Source organism: Bacillus sp. L381, assembly GCF_030284525.1.
Lineage (GTDB): Bacteria > Bacillota > Bacilli > Bacillales > Bacillaceae > Bacillus > Bacillus amyloliquefaciens.
Map to the genome: position 1 here is coordinate 2026783 of NZ_CP127224.1, position 16156 is coordinate 2042938.

The following is a 16156-nucleotide window of genomic DNA, read 5'->3' on the forward strand; positions in this document are numbered from 1 at the left end:
CCTCCTTAATGTTGCGGCGTAACTAGCATCTGCGCTACCCCGTAACCTTTTTTTACATCGAACGGAATTTTGATTTTCATAACAGTTCCGTATCCGGCGCTTTCCGCCTTTGTTGCGACACCATTGATGGCTGAAACACTATCGCCGACTGTTACTGTTTCGTCGATCCTAACGAAGACTTGACCGATCAGACCGATTACATGCCACTCGTCTCTTTCCTCTCTTGGTTTGTATTCCGCTTCAGGCTTATAATTCGGATTTTCAACAGGGATCTGAAGAATTTCATTTCCATCATTCACCTCACGATAAACCAGCCCGCCAAATTCATCGCGAAGATAACGATCATTCCAATAAAACGATGCTCCACCGAGCACAACGCCGGCTGTTTTTGAAACAACGCCAAGAATCTTGTCCCCTACATGAGCTTTACGAACCTTATCGCCTTCTAACGCGACAAGATAAGATGCTTCAATCTTTGAACCGTCGGCAGATTCAAAATACTCCGCTAAGTCCTTTAAATTAGATACACTTTCAATAGCGCCTGTAGCTCGAACAGTCCCATTTTTAGCATTAAGTTCGATCTTTTTATTCGCTTCTGAAGCGCTGCCATCACCGTGACCCATCGCTAGGGAATAAGATTTACTATTCTTTGTAGCCTTTGAAAACATAACACCCGAAGAAGCTCCGTCTCCGGTCGTATGCGAATCGTACGAAAACATAACACCATTTCGTGACCCTTCAGTGGTAGCTCCACCTGCGTTACCAGCAATCAGATTTCGTTCACCCTTTGCAATTGTTAATCCGGTATTTGCAATGATAGCACTATAATTCGTAAGTGGATGCCCGGAAGATGTTGCTGCGCGGAAACCGCCTTTGACGTTATTAGGAACGACAGAGTGCTTTTGGTTTCCTATTACCGCCGCGTTTGTATAGCCGTAAGCCCTTACTGCAAGAATGTTCGTTTGAGTATTAGGCGATGTAATGCCAGTTATACCATTCGAGCCGTGCAGTAAACCATTAACTAAATTTACATTGTATACGCCGCCTCCTATTCCGATCCCGTTAGGTGCAGATTCATGGCTTACAAAGTCGGAAATGAAGACATCATCTGTTCGTTGATCGCCGCCAACAATCCGAATGTCATATTCAGCAGTTTTAAATCCAGTTACTTGAAGATTGGTAACGTTTATCTTCCGACTTTTATATTGAAATGCAATAACTGAATCTCCTTTATAGTCGTATGTCGGATCCCCAATCGCTGTAAAACCAATGATTTTCACTCTCTGATATGCCGAAACAACTAGTGCCTTTGGAGCTAGTCCTTCATAAAGCGAATTGAATCTTGGTTCTCTTGACGTGCAATCTACTAACGTCACGTCACGCGCTGTCTCACTCCACGGATCCGTCGCTAAATGATGGCCAATGTGTCGCAAATCAAATGACCGAACGTCCCGGAAGGATTCATGGCCGCGAATATGGACGTTACAAGGCGCCGGCCATTCCGTATGTGCCTTAACCTCTACACCGCGGACATTACCCTCTGTATAGTTGTCAATTACCCATACGTGCTTAGAACCATCATCCACTTCAATACCGTTAGAATTGGCCCCGCCTTTGCGGTGTGCCTTCCCAGTAGGATTTGTCATGACGTTATGTGTAATGAAGATGTATTCACTATAGTGTGTGGTAATGCCATCGTCTCCATAACCGGAGCCAACACAGCGGTCAATCCAAATATACTTACTGCCAGTTGCGGTATAATTTTTCGCAGTAATATCGTATGTCGGTGCAGTTATATCGAAGCAATGCAACCCCGGATTAATACCCTCAACCTCACGGATGATACCGAACTTGACTTGCGCAAACGTCAAGCAGCTTGAATGTATCCCCCCAGTCGCTCCTACACCGCCTTGACGTTCCGGATTCCAATCAAGAGACATACCTTCAACAACAATATTCCGGTTGCCTAACGTATGATCAGCATTTGTAACAACCCACTCGCTGGCCGGTGTATCTTCATGGAGCTTTAGTGTAGTGACACCCATACCTTGACCAATCATATATGTCCAAGACGGAAGTTTGACTCCTTTAACAACATATGTGCCGGCTGATAGCATGAGGCGAACCTTACCAGTACCAATTGCCCTTTTAAACGCTTCTGAACTATCACTTTCTCCGGTTGGATCAGCACCGAAGTCATCTACATTGACGGTTCGTTTAATCTTTTGGAGAAGCTTGTTATATTCTTTATCCAGCCGCTCCTTGAGCAAAGGGGTTATATTTCCTTCAGCATCAACCCGTGCATCTACTACTTCTTTTACATTAGTTCCATCAGCATTTAAAATCAGGTTGCGAATCCGGTTATATAGACCATCGATATATGAGCGTAAAGAAAATCCGCCATGGTCAATTTGCTCCGACGAGTGGGCTTTATTGCTCTTTTTATGGCTGTTTATCTCGTTTTCAAGACTATTCAATCCGTTTTCAACGGTCTCAGCATCTGCTCTTTGTTCAGCAATATACCTTGCGTTTCTAGTGGTGTCATAATCCTTGATTAACTTGAATCCCAATGTGTCACTCTCCTTTCAAGACAAAATAAAAACACTCTTGAAAAGAGCGCTTCTAAATCATCATTCTCAGTTTTTGTACATAACGCTTTTGATCTTTTAATCGCTTTTCTTGCTCCATCCGAATATCCTGGATGTCTTTACGGAAATTAGCAAAGTTCAATGTTGGCTTCGCATATGGATTTAAGGGCTTGTATTGAATGGAAAGCAGTCGGACATCGTCTTCATAGGTTACGCCATAAACTGTATCAGCCAACACATGAAGTGTGTCTCCTTTCCAAAAATCATCTTGTATGTCAAGAAGTTTTGGCTCATAGATGTATTCATAATCCACTTCGATCTCCATTTTCGGGTAAGGATTCACGTATTTTTTAAGCGCCTCCATCATGCTAGACTCTTTTTTATAACGCTCGTCGCGCAGCGGCTCAGCCCACCGCGGCATGCCATCAAGCAAGAACTTGTTTTCGTCAGGGTGCTTGTAAAGGACCGGCTCAAAGACGTACTCCGTTTTTTTGCTGTCGGTGCTGCTGTTTTCCTTAATCGCTCCGTATCCCCGTGCTCGGGTAGAGCAGCCGTCTGTCGATGTTTTAATTTTAATGCCGGGCATATTATAACGAGAGTCGAGAGTGTGATTGATACGCTTTCCCATCTTTTTATAAACGTAAATCTTGTAATTATCTACATCAAGCTCTAAGCCGTAGTCTTCCACAATTTCGCTTATCAGCTCATTCGCGAACTTATCACCAAAATTCTCCTGCTCCACACTTTTAAATTCACTTTCCTTGTCTTTGAAAATGTAAGAGAATTTCGTCCCCTTCAATGTGAAATCAAGCATTTTTCGTACAGTCAGTGTACCGCTGATCGTCTCTTCTACATAATGGTTGTTCAAAACGGCAACGAAAACATGGCTTGCAGAAACTTTCTTGCTGAGTGTTTTTTCCTGATCAACCTCAACCATCGTAATAAAGTATTTTTGATGGTTGAATTTTTTTTCGTCCAGATAAAGGATATTGTCATTTATGAGCAAATCATATTCAATGCCGTTATCAGCAGTACGAGTGATCGTAAACTCAATGTCTTTTTTTCCCGTGGTATCATCTAATAAATCCGGATCGGCGCCAATGACCTCGACCACTTGATTTCCGTCTTGACTGGAAACATGCAGCTGAGGAAAATAAACGTCTTTCGGCAAATTTTGATTTAGCGTAATGTCTTTACCGTCAAATTCTTTACTTGGTATATCCGGCTCAGGATCTGGTGTGCTCGGATTACCCGGTTCGTCCGGTACTCCCTCGTTTGTATCATATTTCGTTAATTTATAGGTCAAAATAAGGCTGTTCAATTTAGTTGCGTAATTTGGGTCAGTAGCATACCCGGCTTTGACGAGAGCCGCGGTTGCTTTCTGATAGTCTGTTTCCCCAACGACAGCTTTATAATGGTTTTTGTCCCAGCTAAGGCCATTTAAGTACAGGTTCGCCAGATCTTGTATAGATTCTTTCCACGAAGGGTACTTCCTGAATTTAGCCGAAACTTGTATGTTTTCTCCGTTGATAACTTCCCATGTTTGCATAATGACATACTGGCCGTTGTATTCACCCTTCATACCGAAAAGATTATGCCCTTTTGTCGCCAATTCACTTGTGCCCCAAGCGCTTTCTAAGCATCCCTGCGCAATGATCAGTGATGCGAGAATACGGTGCTTTTTATATATTTGCTGGGCGTCTCCGGCAATCTCTTTAATAAAATCTGTATTCGCCATATAAACCGCCTGCCTTACAAGTAGTAGAGCCGTGTGTCAAATTCTATGACAAAATCATCAGCATTCTGAACTTCAAACTCATTCCATCCAATTTCGAGATTCGGCAGACGTCCAGATGTTTTTATTGGTTTATTATTGAGCAGCGCGTACTGCTTTAAAAACGATACCTGTTGTGACTTCTTCAACTCCTGTTCAATCGTTAATTTCTCGCCATTGGTATGATTGATTAGCGTTACATTCTTTCCCTTGGCGTTCAATAGGACGTTATACGCATGATCAAGAGGATTGATTTGGACGTCTCCGGAATTAAAGACAGAAAAGCGTTTCTGATTCTTAAAATAATAGGCCAGGTTGTCATCTGATTGCAGGTTCATACCAATGTTCCAGTTCTCCCCTGACTGATTCTGCGCTGTTTTGGTTGAATGTTTAGATTCTGCCATCCCGGTAATATTGGTAAACTCGACCGAAAAAACAGCATGTGTTTTCTCCTTTTCTTTGGAAATGCTGAAATTCCCATCACACGTGACAAGGAAACGGCGATTCGGCCATAAGTCAGTAGAGATATAATAGGCAAATGGCTTCACCAATAAGGCATAGAGCTGATGCCTAAGCATATAAAAATTGTTATGAATTTTTGACTTCATATATATTTCTACAGTGACCTTTCTTGATGAATAGGTCACGTCACGTGGGTGCTGTGCTGAGACAACACCATGACGCCGCGGAATAGTGATCGTTTCCCGATTGATAATCGGCGCTTCCGCCAAAAAACTCAACACTTCAAATTGAGGGAGCAAGCTGTCAAGGCTCTGCTCCCCCAATCCGTTATCAAAATCCAAAAATAGTTTTACCAAGCCGGCTTACCCCCGTTTCTATATTGTTTTCTTCTATATCGGTCAGCGCTTGTTTGGTCTACTCGGACACCGTCAATATAGGTGTTGTTGTCTTTTAATACCAGCTGCTGTAATAGCTGAATGTTTTGCTGTAGAGCGTCGATCTGCTGTCCCATCATGCTGATCTGCCTTTCTTGATTCTCCACGACCCGAGTCATATCAATATTGACGCTTTTATCACTTTCAGGCTGTGCTACGGCTGCTTTTTGAAGCAACAGCAAAGCCTTCGAGATCATCCCTTCCTGTAACGAAGGGAGAACGCCAAGCTCGCGCCCGACACGCGCCCATAATCCGATATTCCTCTCACGGTATGCCGGATCTTTCGTAATAGTGGTTTCGTCGTATCCTCGTTCGTTGAGGACGGCAAGCTTGGAGCCACCTCGCCCCGGAGAAGTACCGCCCTTTGCATACCCCACATACGGACCGCCGCGCGCCATTGATTTCAAGCCTGGATGGTTGGATATATCTCCATATCGCCCTTTGATGTAATTAATGGCTGCAAGAATGTTGTCCACCGGATTAAGTATGTTGTTATGACCCGGAAATGCGTTAGAGGAAAACGTACTCGGAATGGTCTGCATTAACCCCCTTGAAGGATTTCCCGCTCTTGCATTTGAATCTGTAAGGTTAATGGCATTCGGGTTTCCTCCTGACTCCTTCATGGCAATCGTGATTAAGCCGGGAACCCATGAAAACGGGACACCAGCGATGCCGACCGCTTCCGATACCCATTTTTGGACCTGTGCAGACCCGGTTGCGCCTTTATAGGCATCGGCCGTAAAAAATCCCGCATCCGGCAAGACCCCTTTTAGAAATTGAAGGGCACCGTTTTTTAACGTTTTGAGAATGCCAGTCCCTAATCCGTCTATTCCGGTTCCTGTTTTAAACGGGATCATGCCTTTGAAAATGCTACTGATTATCTTTTGCGGCCCTTTCATAATCATTTCCATAACGTTAGAAGCGACATCCTTCGTTTTGCCAATGACATTCTTGCCGACAGAGACAGCGCCTTTCACCAGCTTTTTTGATCCCTCAAACGCATTTTTGAAGAAGCTTCCGACCCCATTTGCATAACCGGGAAGCCCTGTGGCAGCTGCTTCTTTCGACTGAGCGTGCGGAAGAACAGACGTACCACGCGGAAGATCCCACACTTGCGGGCCGCCCATTCCGACAATGTAAGTGCCGATGCCAGGCGTGTGAGCAAGCTCCCACCCTTCTTCTCCGACTAATGCCCGGCCACCGGGATGGAAGTCTGTTCCTTTGGCATAGGCTAATCCCGGTGCAATTTGCATTGTGGAAGACTGGCGACTATCGTATCCTGCTGGCTTCCACTCTGGAATTGTAGGCGCGTGAACAAATTTTAAAAATGCATTTATCCCATCAGTAATAGCATTTACTTTGGTTGCCAAATCAACTTTAAGTAGATCCCAGGCACTGAGTATTTGTCCAGTTTCCCAATCAACCTGATCAATATGCCCTTCAGCTTGCTTCTTCGCTTCCTTTACGACACCTTTATGAGTTTCTTCTGCTTCATTAATTGTCTTTTTAGCCTGACTCCTTGCATTTTTAACGGTTTTATCGTGTTCTTTCTTAGAGATTGAACCTTTCACATAATACTGTTCATCAGCGGCATCAATAACGGCATCACGTTGTTTCTCAGCTGCTTTAATTGTTTTCTCTTTTGCCTTGTTACTGTCTTTTATAACAGCAGCCGCTTGTTTAGCAGAAAGATTAGACGTCTCTTCTTTTAACTTTTTAGATATCTTTGTCTGCTCAGCCTTGCTTCGTGAGAGTGCAGTCTCCATTTCAGCAAGCATTTCACCTTGAATTTTAGCTATTTCTTTATTTTCTTTGTCTGTAGTTTCCCGATTTTCACGGGCAGCAGTTCTATAAATTTCATCCACTCTGTCAACATACTTTTGGATCTTCTTTTGTTTTTTCTCATTGTAGGCATCAATCTTGCCAATAATTTTATTTTCCTCTTTGTCAGACATTCCGTTATTAGAAGCATAAAATTCTTTCAGCACTTTAGTTGCATTTGTTGCGCTGGTTTTGTATCCATTTTTCAAAGAATCTCCCATGTCTTTAAAGCGCTTTGACATATCATCTGCGATATCGTTCGTGATGGTAGCATTGGTTGCTTTCAGGGTGTTCAGCTTGGCAGTAACCTCAATGTTCATGTCTTCATAGGCGTTTACAGCTTTTGCTGTGGATTTTGATACACCGTCTCCAAAATCAATTGTCGCTGGAAGCACTCGTTTCTTCAAATTGTCATAATACTTAAATCCGGCATCAGCTAAGAGAGTCACACCCGTAATTAGCGCGCCGACTGGTCCGCCTAACAATCCAAGTCCGCCACGTAAAAGACCGACAACAGCAGTGCCTTTTTTAAGTATGTTAAAGAGGCCGAAACCGCTTTTTGCAAGCTTCATAAATCCGCCCGCCCCTTTTACGGCATTTAATCCGGTTTTGATAATTCCGGCGCCGAACTTTAACAGCTCAGGAGCAAAGGTAAGAACGAGTCCGGCAATTGTCCCGATTGGACCGCCGAAAAGAGTTAGACCAGTACCGGCCATACGGGAAGCGCCGCCAAGTCCGCGCATCGCTTTCGAGCTTTTATTTGCCGATTGCTCCAGCCGGCCAACTCGTGTCGTTGCCACAGTGTTTGTTTGGTTAAGCCTTTCCATCCGCGTAGCTGCTACCGTTGCCGCAGTGGAGGTTGTCGCTATACCTGCTGCAGCAGTTCGGGATGCAGCGCCTGCCGCAACGGCTTCAGTCGTATAAATACCGAGACTTGCCGACGCCCGATTGACGTTACCGGTTAAATATCCGCCGGCCGTGCGCAGCATATTCCAGCCTGCTGCAATCCTCGGTAATGCTCCAAGTACCAGCAGAAAAGCTCCGCCCAAAAGAGAAAATACCGTAACTGCTCCACCTGTAATAGCGATAGTGCTCGCCACAGAGTGTGGTAAAGAATCAAACCATGTCACTAATGATGTCAGTCCATCAGTAGTAGCCCTGATGATCGGTATAAACTGGTTTCCCATGGTGATCACCGCGTTGTTTGCTGCAGATTTCAGATATTCTACGGATCCGGCCAGGTTGTCCATCTGCTTGTCAGCCACTTTTTCAGCAATGCCCCCACTATTTTCTATTTCCTCTGTAAATTCTTGCAGTTTATCTTTCCCTGCATGCATAAGTGTGATAAATCCTGATAGAGCATTCTGTCCGGCAAGCTGCTTGGCGATCCGGATCTGTTCTGTTTCAGTATAATTTTTTGTTTTCTCTGTGATCTGCCCCATGATGTCAGCCAGCGGGCGCATCTTGCCGGTAGAGTCCGTCACTTTCAGACCTAATTCCTCAATAGCGGAAGCAGCTGGCTTAGGCGGAGCCGCCAAACGGGTCAGCGTTGCTCGGAGGGCTGTTCCGGCCATGTCTGCTTTAATGCCGCTGTTTGCCATAATACCCGTTGCCGCGGCCAACTCTTCCATGCTGACGCCTGCAGTTTTTGCAGCCGGAGCCGCGTATTTCATCGTTTGGCCAATCTCCTGCAAAGTGGCATTGGAGTTTGTGAACGTATACGTCATTGCATCAGCAACACGGTTTGTGTCCTCTGCCTTAATATGAAATTCAGTTAAGATGTCAGAAACGATATCAGCCGTAACGCCGAGGTCGGTTTGTCCGGCGGCAGCCGTTGCAAGCAAGCCTGGCATTGCACCGATAATTTGGTTCGTCTTATAGCCGGCCATCGCTAAATACTGCATACCTTCGGCTACTTGCCCATCCGTATACTGTGTGACGGCGCCGAGATGACGGGCTGTTTCTGTTAATGATGTCATTTGATCGTCCGTTGCATTCGCTAATGCGGCAACACGGCTCATATCTTTCTCGAAGCTCGCTGCGGCCTTAACGGTTGCACCGATCCCAAGCGCTCCGGCGGCACCAATTCCCGCTAACGCCTTTCCCGTGGCTGTCGCGGATTTATAAACAGCGTTCAGCTCTTCTGATACATCCTTTGAATCCTTTTTAAAAACAGAAAAAATGCCTGCAGCCCGACTGCTGCTGTCTGACATGGTTTGAAACTCTTTACCGACTTTATTCAGCTCTTTGCCGAGATTCTCATGGACCGCAATAGCATCATTCAAACGCCGCGCCTGAATCTGTGTCTCTCGGTTGTCTTTTCCTTTCTGTCTGACCAGTTCTTCATATCGTTGACGGTGTTCTTGGACTAATCTGCCTTGAATCTTATACTTATTGCTTAAGCCCTCCATCTGTGATTGCAAGAGCTTTGATTGGTCGCCAGCATTTTTATAAATGCTTCCGGCTGCCTTCATTTCTGAATTTGCCAGGCGCATCTGCCTTTTTAAGCCTTCAATGCCTCGGTTAAATCCTGTATCATCAAGACCGACCTTAACGACCATATTTCCTATTGGTTGAGCCATATGTATCCACCCCGCTTTCCTGGCAAAAATTCAACAAAAAAGACAGGCTATAAGCCCGTCTAAAAGAAGACATCTTCAAATTTCACTTCTTCTGGTTTATTAGTTTCGGTCAGTATCTCTAAATAGTGATATATGTCCATCTCGTCAATTGCGCTCATACTCCACCCTTGTTGTAGGAGAGTGGCGTAAATTTCGTTTATTTGCTCTATTCCGCGTTCGTAGGTGTATTCTTCTCCGTCTGTTCCGGCAAAAAATCCTGATCAGCAGCCTCAATTTCTTTATAGCCGGCAACTTCCGAGAGAATGCGGCTCACTTCTTTCGCCACTTCAAAAGATTCCAGCCCCTCAAATAATTGATCATAAGTAAATTGATTGCGGAATATCCCGACAATAAATTGCAGCTGTTTTTCGAGGATTTTGATGCTTTTCTCCAAATTATCCGCTGTTTTTTCCGCTTCTGCATTTAATCGTAATGCTTCAAGAAGTGTTTTTGTATTTGTCCGGGGTGCAATAAATGTTTTAAATTTCTTTTCATCTTCGAACCATAGTTTAATAGAGATATGTTTTTGAGCCATGTTGACTCCTCCTTTTTATACGAATACAAAGGGAAGGAAGCTCTTAAGCTTCCCTAATCCCTAAGTTAAGCACCTAGATCTGTACTTGTTTTTTGATCGGCGGTGGATGATGTATAGGCACTGCCATACACTTTTTCATAAAACTTATCTAAATCGAAATTAGGAGCATCTTCATCCGCGATCACTTTATATACATCATCCTGGTCTCTTTCAAGAAATTCAGCTGACAACTTAGAAGTTTGAAAGTCCACTTTTTCTTTTTTTGTATTCCAGTCGTCATCAGGCAGCGTAAACCGACCTTGGACTAAGCCGACATAACGTCTTTTTCCATTAGCTTTCACACCAAAGAAAGTCATAGCAATCCAAGGCGGAGTAACATTCTTCTTAAATAAATACAGTCCGTCTGTGGTTTCCTCTATCCCAAACAAATTGACAAGGTGTTCTGGCGGAACATCTCTCATCTCTAAGTCTAATTTCGTTGAACCAGTTGAAACAGCAAGGTCAACTACCTTGTTATCAGCATATTGCTTTTCTGTAGATGAATCAGTTGCCATCTTTGCATTTATTGCATGTGGATAGTCGACAATCTTGCTGGCAACCCAAAAGCCGTTTTCTTTTTTTAATGGTGCGTATTGAACGCCTTCTAATCCCACCATTGAGCTGTATTCAGGCATCATAAAACCTCCGATTATAATAAAATGTTTGCCTCAAACCGATAACCTTTTCGAATGAGGCGCTCTGATTGTAAAAATTCATTGATAAGAACTGTCGTTTGAAAATCCAGTTTCCCCATAACATCCAAGATAGCCGCCATAATTGGATCACACGACTGGTTGTGATACACATCAATTTGATACAAAGTGCTATCTTTAATTGGATGCCCATCTGCCCATTCAGTCGTTCTGTACTCTAATTCTTGAACCACAATATATGGAGGTTGGCTTTCCAAACCTTCTGGCACAGCCAGTTCATAGATATTTTCAGGGCCAGTCAGCATTAAAAGCGCTGGATCTTTTTCCAGCGCTTCAAATACTTTATTTTTTAGTTGTGATGACCTTTCTACTAGATTCACAGTTTAAAGCCTGCCTTTATGACTTTTTCCATTGATTCAAGCATCTTGTCATTTGCCTTTATCATACTCCGTTGAATAAAGGGATTGGCAGCCTGATGGAGGGTGCCAAATTCCGGCAAGTGAACACGGAATTTAGTATCTTTGGTCGGTCCTACAACCGCATATATTTCTCCGTCTTCATCCCTTCTGATTCGGCTGCCGACGATAATATCCTCATCAATGTGATGGTGACTGCCGCCGATGGCAGAACGCGGCGCTTCATCGTTGATCTCTGCCGCTAAAATTGCTCCTCCTGCTTTCACAGCTGCTTTATGGATCTTTTCATCCTTACGGGCCAGTTCAGCGAAAGTGGACTCCAATTCCTTAAAACCTTTCAATTCTAATTCAAAATTCATTTAGCTCACCACATTTGCTTTGATCGTAATAAAATGTCGGCGCGAATAGTTCGGCAAGATAGCATCAATTTCGTATGTTTTTCCCTGAAAGACGATTCGCATGTGTTCATTGATATCTTCCCGGTGCCGGATCGTAAATTGAACTGTTTTTTCTTTTTGTATGGCTGCTGCCGCATAATATTCCCGGCCCTTTAAGCCCTCAGCCTTTGCCCAGCATTCAATAACTGTTTCCCAGCTATCATTTCCCTCCACAGGCAGACGGCCGCCGGGCTTCTTTTTTTGAAATTGAATGCGGTAACGCATATCATTCAGCATCTGACACCCTCCCCGGCAATGTATATTTCAGTTGATTGATTAACGAGGTCAGCACGCCGTCTAAATTAGATGTTGTACCAGCTATTTCCCTGTTCTCATACCAATGTGCCACAAAAGCATTTACGCACATGGCGGCCCGTGCTGATTGATTGGGAAAAGCAAGGCCCGTTGCCGAAGTGATGTATTCTTTTGCGGAGGCAATGAACGCGAGAATTAAATCGTCCTCCAGGTCACCATCAACCCGGAGGAATTTTTTCGCTTTTTCTAATTCTATTTTTTCAGCTTCTGTCATCTGGCATCACCTGCCTTTCATTCTGCAGGAGTGGTGGATTTCAGTTCATCAATTTGTTTTTGCATACCGTCAAGTACAGCCTTCACTTCACTGTTCAGATGATCCATCATGACGCTGCCTGTTCCAATGTTATTGCTGCGAACTGATTTATCAGCAAGCATTTCATGTACAATGCTGCCCTCATCAATAACTGCTGGATCACCTTTTTCGCCTTTCGGACCAACTGGACCGGGTTCCCCCTGCGGTCCTTGTTTCCCCGTATCTCCTTTATCGCCTTTTGGTCCTTGCTCACCTGGATCTCCTTTTAGTCCTTTTACAAAGAGTGGGTTTTCTTCACTATTGTCAGCAACAGAAATATCCGTAATAGGCGCCCCTTCCCCGTTGTCTCTTGCTGAAGTTAGCACACCGTTACTTTCGTTTAAAATGTTATTTAGTTTTGCCATCTTTTAATCAATCCTTTCAGTATTAGTTTCCAAGATCAGCAGATTGTTCAGGTGTTTCCACTTTTGCATCCTCACCAACAACAAGATCAGTTACAATGATTGCAGCTTCTGGATCTACTACTTTTCCATCGAACCGCTCAATACCGCGGAAATATGTCTGATCCGTAAGAAAGGCATCTCCGCCAACATCTGTAGATTTAATTTCGAATTTTTGACGATCAAACATGAAGTAGCCGCGTTTAAAGTCGCCGAAAAGAATGTGTGTTTTCTGTGTTTTATCATCCGTAAGGACTTCATCATAGATTTCAACCGGACGCCCAAATAGCAAGAAATTATCCTCATTCCTTGGATCCTCCGCTAAAATGCCGCGACCGTTTTTGTCTTCAATATTTGCTAGTGTTTCAAACGCTTCAGTATTCATCACCCAAACAGCGTTTCGTCGATAACCGCGCTTAATTTGGTTTTTCACTTTTCTTAAAAACTTAATCGTAATGAGTGACGGCGCTTTAATAGACTTGAATTTGCCGCTGCTAATGATACCTTCAACGTTTTTCTCTCCGCCGTCTCCATAAAAAATTTCATCATTCTCTGTTACAACGGCTGATTCAGACAGCCAGTCCACGATCTCTTGAACAAAATTTACAAATGAATCATTTAACAACTCACTGGAAACAGGCATGATTCCAGCGAATTTCTTGACGTTATACCAAATTTGATCAAATTCCATATTCTTCAGTTCTTTAATCTGTTCTTTCTCCGCTGTGTTATAAAGTTTTCCGGCAACACCTTTACGAACCGTATAATTTCCGGATGGCGCAGTTTTCGGAACAACACGGATCAGATTACGAACAGAGTTTAGTTCCTGGATAGATTTCAAAATTTCTTTTGAAATATCATCCGGCACTGTATAGCCGCCATCTTTATCGCTGCCTGCAGACAATGAACGGTTCTCTTTCAAAACGCGTTCCATCATGTTTCGTTCTTCTGTTTCAAGATCATGGCTGCGGCCGGTTAGTACTTTCAACCACGCTTCCCGGTATTCTTTCGTCGCTGTTAAGATATCACGCTCTTCCGGCTCATTCTTTGGTTCACTTTTGATTTCTGCAGCAAAGTTTCGTTCCTCGCCAATCCCCGGAAGTTCTAAACTGCGGCCCTCTGTCATTAATTCAATTTGACTCTGCAGCTCTTTTGCTTCTTCAAGCATGCTGCGAGCTTCTTCAGGCTTTCCATCCTCCAAAAGATTTGAAGCCTCTTGTTTCTTTTGTGTGAATTTTTGTCTTAATTCACGTTCCTTTTTTGTCATTGCAACTGGCATTCGGGTATCCTCCTTAGATTTGAACGTAAAAAATAGACCTACAACGTTAGGTCTAACAGTTCTAATTCCATTTTTAGTTTTTCTATTGGTGCATCGCGCATTTCTTTAATCTGTTCGACTTTTTCTAAACTGCGTTCACCGATTACAGCCTCCGTATCGTTATAAGCAGGTGTTGTAACAAGCGATATGTCAAAAATACGTTCGATGTTATTGATGCGACGTTCATAAACATCTTCTTCATCATTATGGCGCCATTCATCCGGCTCATTCTTGTTATAGTTCAGTGAAAAAGCAAAGGAACACTGATTAATGACTCCACTTCTGATATTCTCCATTAAATCTTTAGCATACGTCGTATCTGTGGGGGTAAAACGGAATTTTAGACCGATAGCATCTGTCTCCAGTTCAAGCCGCCCAGTATCGCCAGAAACGGTGTTTCTCGCTAATGGATAATCCTGGCGGTGATTAAAAAGCGCAACTACGTTTGAAAGGTCGGTGGAAGCTAATGCATCCCGGCTAATGATTTCTTTAAACCATCCGCCTAATCGCTCGGACCATTTTTCAAATTTTAAGGCGTATCCCTCAATAAAATCTCTTTTTTCTTCTCCTTCACCAGCAGAACGCAACTCAATCTTCGTTGTTAGGTGGCGAACTTCCTTGCTCATGTATGTCCTCACCTCCCTTAACGGAACCTGATTTGTTCATTTGATACTCCTCCAATGAATCAAGGAATGTATAGTTAAGCGATACAAGGTGCCTATCACCGTGTTCAATTGCGTTTTTCTCTTCAAAAGCACGAATTTCATTTATATTTAATGCACTGATCCGTTCCATAATTTCATAATATTCCGCTCTAGATTTCGCATCACCGCGCAGCTCGCTGTTTACATTGAATTTGATATAGAACCCGTCTTTAATCTCTTCATCAGTAAAGAGTTTCGTAATAATTTCCTGTTCAAAAGAAACCAGCCACGGCTGCAGCGTGTTTTTTACGTATTCAATCGATTGGTGTTCAATATTATTGAATGTTGCCCGGTCCAGCTCATTGATTTTGTGCAATGGAACTTTAAAAATAGATGCGATTTGTGCCTTATTAAATTTCATAGACTCCACAAACTGAGCTTCTTGCAACGGCATAGATATTGATTCATAAGAAAGACCGGCATCTATAATTGCAATGTTCCGCCCGGCATTCACCTTCTCCCATTCATCTCTAGCCCGCTGTTTTGCATCTTCGTCTATTAAAGTCGGAACTTTTAAAATTCCACGAGGTGTCGCATCATTTTTATATAATTTCGCATTAAATTTTGTGGCTGCCGACTGCGCACCTATATGCTCCCTTATAACTCCGATAGGACTCTTACCGTTGATCCCGTCTTCTGTCATACCCTTGAAATGCAAGACCTCATCTGCATACAATTCAACACTTTTGGAATTAATGACAGTTTCATACCACAGCATACCTGTGTTTGGGTTTACATATGCTTGCGTATTGGCAGGATTTAATGGCAATAGAGCTGTAATAAAGCCATTCCGATCTGTTTTTATATAAGAATAGGCATTCCCCCACGTACAAGCATGAGTCATCATGAGTTTTTTCCAAGTAAAAGCCGTCATGTATTGATTCGGTTTGAGATAAAGCAATTGGGCAACCGGATGATCCATACTGCTTATAATATTTCCTTGCTTCTTTTTGAATGTATGGACGGCAAGCTTTGCAATGTCATCAGACAATACATTTACACACGAAAAAACATCAGGGTGGATGAGTGCTGTTGATTCACTGACGCGTTCACCACTAGCTGTTTTTGAGCCGCCGAACATATCTATAATCCAATCAGGAGGATTTGCGAGGCCCCAAGGCTCTGCATCATTTGATCTCTTAGAAAACAGCCCTTCCAAAAACAATTAATCACCTCCTTTTCTTACTGAGCAGCAGTGCATAAAATATAAAAAAGACACCTGTCAAAACAAGACCGATGTCTGTGTGAAAACGATATGCAGCTGCAGTTATAAAAGCAGCACCTATGATAAAAAGAAAATCATTTAAAAAAAGCATCATGACTGTCAGTATTTTCTTCACTCCTAC

At 43.3% G+C, this 16156-nt stretch carries 15 protein-coding genes; all 15 read right to left on the minus strand.

Annotated features, from left to right (window positions below):
- Positions 1-5: 5 nt before the first annotated feature.
- Positions 6-2570 carry a peptidase G2 autoproteolytic cleavage domain-containing protein gene (locus QRX25_RS09965; RefSeq protein ID WP_212097997.1) on the minus strand — a complete coding sequence of 855 codons (2565 nt, stop codon included), beginning with the start codon at positions 2568-2570 and terminating at the stop codon, positions 6-8.
- 52 nt (positions 2571-2622) lie between these two features.
- Entirely contained in the window at positions 2623-4326 is a 1704-nt protein-coding gene (locus QRX25_RS09970; RefSeq protein ID WP_212097998.1) for a phage tail spike protein, read from the minus strand.
- A 14-nt stretch (positions 4327-4340) separates the two neighbouring features.
- Positions 4341-5180 carry a phage tail domain-containing protein gene (locus tag QRX25_RS09975; protein ID WP_212097999.1) on the minus strand — a complete coding sequence of 280 codons (840 nt, stop codon included), beginning with the start codon at positions 5178-5180 and terminating at the stop codon, positions 4341-4343.
- On the minus strand, positions 5174-9661 hold the full coding sequence (locus tag QRX25_RS09980) for a phage tail tape measure protein (RefSeq protein WP_212098001.1): 4488 nt from the start codon (positions 9659-9661) through the stop codon (positions 5174-5176). The genes QRX25_RS09975 and QRX25_RS09980 overlap by 7 nt, the downstream gene beginning before the upstream one ends.
- A gap of 205 nt (positions 9662-9866) precedes the next feature.
- The gene (gpG, locus tag QRX25_RS09985; RefSeq protein WP_212098003.1) at positions 9867-10235 is read right to left on the minus strand and encodes a phage tail assembly chaperone G; all 369 of its coding nucleotides are present in this window, start codon (positions 10233-10235) and stop codon (positions 9867-9869) included.
- A gap of 65 nt (positions 10236-10300) precedes the next feature.
- Entirely contained in the window at positions 10301-10909 is a 609-nt protein-coding gene (locus QRX25_RS09990) for a major tail protein (RefSeq protein WP_099743839.1), read from the minus strand.
- 14 nt (positions 10910-10923) lie between these two features.
- Positions 10924-11307, minus strand: coding sequence for a tail completion protein gp17 (gene gp17, locus QRX25_RS09995; RefSeq protein WP_014418191.1), 384 nt, complete (start codon positions 11305-11307; stop codon positions 10924-10926).
- The gene (locus tag QRX25_RS10000; RefSeq protein ID WP_099743838.1) at positions 11304-11702 is read right to left on the minus strand and encodes an HK97-gp10 family putative phage morphogenesis protein; all 399 of its coding nucleotides are present in this window, start codon (positions 11700-11702) and stop codon (positions 11304-11306) included. Before QRX25_RS10000 ends, gp17 begins: the two co-directional genes overlap by 4 nt.
- Entirely contained in the window at positions 11703-12017 is a 315-nt protein-coding gene (locus tag QRX25_RS10005) for a phage head closure protein (protein ID WP_064107591.1), read from the minus strand. It lies immediately after the preceding gene.
- Complete coding sequence (locus QRX25_RS10010) at positions 12007-12309, minus strand: head-tail connector protein (protein ID WP_212098005.1); 303 nt, start codon at positions 12307-12309, stop codon at positions 12007-12009. The genes QRX25_RS10005 and QRX25_RS10010 overlap by 11 nt, the downstream gene beginning before the upstream one ends.
- Positions 12310-12326: 17 nt before the next feature.
- Complete coding sequence (locus tag QRX25_RS10015; protein ID WP_099743836.1) at positions 12327-12752, minus strand: collagen-like triple helix repeat-containing protein; 426 nt, start codon at positions 12750-12752, stop codon at positions 12327-12329.
- A gap of 22 nt (positions 12753-12774) precedes the next feature.
- Positions 12775-14067, minus strand: a complete 1293-nt coding sequence (locus QRX25_RS10020) for a phage major capsid protein (protein WP_193350271.1) — start codon at positions 14065-14067, stop codon at positions 12775-12777.
- Between the two features lie 38 nt (positions 14068-14105).
- Entirely contained in the window at positions 14106-14732 is a 627-nt protein-coding gene (locus QRX25_RS10025) for an HK97 family phage prohead protease (protein ID WP_099743834.1), read from the minus strand.
- Positions 14695-15975 carry a phage portal protein gene (locus QRX25_RS10030; protein ID WP_174532512.1) on the minus strand — a complete coding sequence of 427 codons (1281 nt, stop codon included), beginning with the start codon at positions 15973-15975 and terminating at the stop codon, positions 14695-14697. Before QRX25_RS10030 ends, QRX25_RS10025 begins: the two co-directional genes overlap by 38 nt.
- A 4-nt stretch (positions 15976-15979) precedes the next feature.
- Positions 15980-16150, minus strand: coding sequence for a hypothetical protein (locus tag QRX25_RS10035; protein WP_174532511.1), 171 nt, complete (start codon positions 16148-16150; stop codon positions 15980-15982).
- Between the last annotated feature and the right edge of the window lie 6 nt (positions 16151-16156).

Excerpts from the sequence above, each read along its gene's own strand:
- QRX25_RS09980 (WP_212098001.1), bottom strand. The coding sequence starts at position 9,661 with ATGGCTCAACCAATAGGAAATATGGTCGTTAAGGTCGGTCTTGATGAT.
- QRX25_RS09970 (WP_212097998.1), bottom strand. The coding sequence starts at position 4,326 with ATGGCGAATACAGATTTTATTAAAGAGATTGCCGGAGACGCCCAGCAA.
- QRX25_RS10015 (WP_099743836.1), bottom strand. The coding sequence starts at position 12,752 with ATGGCAAAACTAAATAACATTTTAAACGAAAGTAACGGTGTGCTAACT.
- QRX25_RS10000 (WP_099743838.1), bottom strand. The coding sequence starts at position 11,702 with ATGAATTTTGAATTAGAATTGAAAGGTTTTAAGGAATTGGAGTCCACT.
- QRX25_RS10025 (WP_099743834.1), bottom strand. The coding sequence starts at position 14,732 with ATGAGCAAGGAAGTTCGCCACCTAACAACGAAGATTGAGTTGCGTTCT.
- QRX25_RS10020 (WP_193350271.1), bottom strand. The coding sequence starts at position 14,067 with ATGCCAGTTGCAATGACAAAAAAGGAACGTGAATTAAGACAAAAATTC.
- QRX25_RS10010 (WP_212098005.1), bottom strand. The coding sequence starts at position 12,309 with ATGACAGAAGCTGAAAAAATAGAATTAGAAAAAGCGAAAAAATTCCTC.
- QRX25_RS10005 (WP_064107591.1), bottom strand. The coding sequence starts at position 12,017 with ATGCTGAATGATATGCGTTACCGCATTCAATTTCAAAAAAAGAAGCCC.
- QRX25_RS09990 (WP_099743839.1), bottom strand. The coding sequence starts at position 10,909 with ATGCCTGAATACAGCTCAATGGTGGGATTAGAAGGCGTTCAATACGCA.
- gpG (WP_212098003.1), bottom strand. The coding sequence starts at position 10,235 with ATGGCTCAAAAACATATCTCTATTAAACTATGGTTCGAAGATGAAAAG.